4 protein-coding genes are annotated in these 1,520 nt (G+C 48.9%); 3 read left to right on the plus strand and 1 reads right to left on the minus strand.

Annotation, left to right across the window (positions count from 1 at the left end; translation table 11 throughout):
* Both F6K37_RS41900 and F6K37_RS41905 read left to right on the plus strand, forming a co-directional pair.
* Positions 1–233: hypothetical protein (locus F6K37_RS41900; protein ID WP_287257155.1), on the plus strand; the 233-nt coding region annotated here is incomplete at its 5' end.
* Positions 227–778, plus strand: coding sequence for an Npun_F5560 family protein (locus F6K37_RS41905; protein ID WP_287257156.1), 552 nt, complete (start codon positions 227–229; stop codon positions 776–778). The genes F6K37_RS41900 and F6K37_RS41905, both read left to right, overlap by 7 nt.
* A 22-nt stretch (positions 779–800) precedes the next feature.
* Here the strand turns inward: F6K37_RS41905 and F6K37_RS41910 are convergent, their stop codons facing one another.
* Positions 801–1,106 (minus strand): hypothetical protein, encoded by a 306-nt coding sequence (locus F6K37_RS41910; RefSeq protein ID WP_287257157.1) that lies wholly within the window; start codon positions 1,104–1,106, stop codon positions 801–803.
* A 109-nt stretch (positions 1,107–1,215) separates the two neighbouring features.
* Between F6K37_RS41910 and F6K37_RS41915 the strand changes: the two genes are divergently transcribed.
* A partial coding sequence (locus tag F6K37_RS41915) for a 4-Cys prefix domain-containing protein (RefSeq protein ID WP_287257158.1) occupies positions 1,216–1,520 on the plus strand: 305 nt, incomplete at its 3' end.

Here is a 1,520-nt window from a genome sequence, read left to right on the forward strand (position 1 = left end):
CCCATGAAATCTCAGTAGTCGGGAGGGGTAGGGTGGGCAAATACCTTTCCTCTGACCAATTCCTCAGCGATTCGTGTCCATTTGCCCACCCTACAACCGTTTTGAATGGTCAACTGCCGGGTTTGGATGGTACATTAGCTGCAACAGTATATTTTGTGATCAGTGATCGACACCCCCGGTCGCCATCTACTATTGAAAATTGTATAGTTACTTGGAGTGGTAAGCCATGGTGAGGCAGATTGAAACCCTATCGAGATCAGCACTGCAAACGGAAGTATCTCGCTTGCGGGAAGAGTTGCAGCTTAGAGACCAGTTAGTGCAGCAGCTGTCTCAAGAATTATTCCGCTTGGTGAAGGGGAATGCTAACTTCAAACCTCCCCAAGAGGTGTCTGAGCGCCACAAGGCTCAGATGGTGGTCTTGCGCGAACAGTTGCACGATGTGGAGCAGCAGGTGGAATTTTATCAACAGCAAATTGCCACCCGTGATACGGAAATTAAGCAATTGCGGGAGAATGTAGAAGAATTAACCGAGCGCTCCCGTCAGCTAGAACAAGTGGTACAAGAGCTACCAAAAATTTATCACCAGAAGTTTTCGGAACGGATGGCACCTGTTAAGGAGAAGGTGACCATGTTACAGCGGGAAAACCGACAACTCCACGCCGAACTCCAGAGTGTCAGTTACCGACTAGCGGTCAGAAGCCGCAATATCACCAGGGTTGATCTACCGAGCTTCAATCGTCAGAATGCTAGTCCAATCCCAACTTTCGGTAGCGTGTAAACGCCTTTGGGTTAGGGGTGCGTCAACTGGATGGTTGAAGGTTAGTTAGTTGAAGGTTGAAGGTTGGTTTGTGGAAGGTTGAAGGTTGGGTTGTGGAAGGTTGAAGGTTAGATGGTTGAAGGTTGAAGATTAGTTGCGTAGGGTGCGTTAGGGGGGGCATGCCTTCATTTTCCGCCTCGAAGCCAGTGTATAGATAGCCCGCCCCGTAACGCACCACCGGGTCACACTGCAATAATAAGATCCACCCGTTTGTGGAAGGTTGTTCGCGTAGCGTGGCCGAAAGGCCAAGCTTGACGGTTGGTAGATTAGTTTCTTGGTAGGTTAGCAACCGTTAACAATGGGGAAAACTTGGGGAAAACTCGGGGAAAACTTTCAACAAATCTGTCAACTGGCTAACTTGTCAACTTGCCAACCCTTCGACTTGACCACCCCATATCATGAGCTACTGTCTTAATCCTAAATGCCAACATCCCCAAAATCCCGATCAGGCCAGATTTTGTGCCTATTGTGGAACTAGATTACGATTAGGCGGACGCTTCCGTGCTGTTAGGCTAATTAGTATTGGTGGTATGGGGCGCACCTTTCTGGGGGTGGATGAGGCGGAGGATAGCAATGGTAAGTGTATCATCAAACAGTTATCCTTACAACAGCAGGATACCAACAATGCTCAGAAAGCGGCTGAGTCTTTCCGCCAAGAAGCTACTAGGCTGCAAGTGCTGGGACAACATCCTCAGATTCCGGA

The sequence above is a fragment of the Moorena sp. SIO4E2 genome (genome assembly GCF_010671945.1).
In the GTDB taxonomy this organism is placed as follows: Bacteria; Cyanobacteriota; Cyanobacteriia; order Cyanobacteriales; family Coleofasciculaceae; genus Moorena; species Moorena producens.

What these genes read in the sequence shown, in the direction of transcription:
- F6K37_RS41905 (WP_287257156.1), top strand. Translation starts at nt 227, where the DNA reads ATGGTGAGGCAGATTGAAACCCTATCGAGATCAGCACTGCAAACGGAA.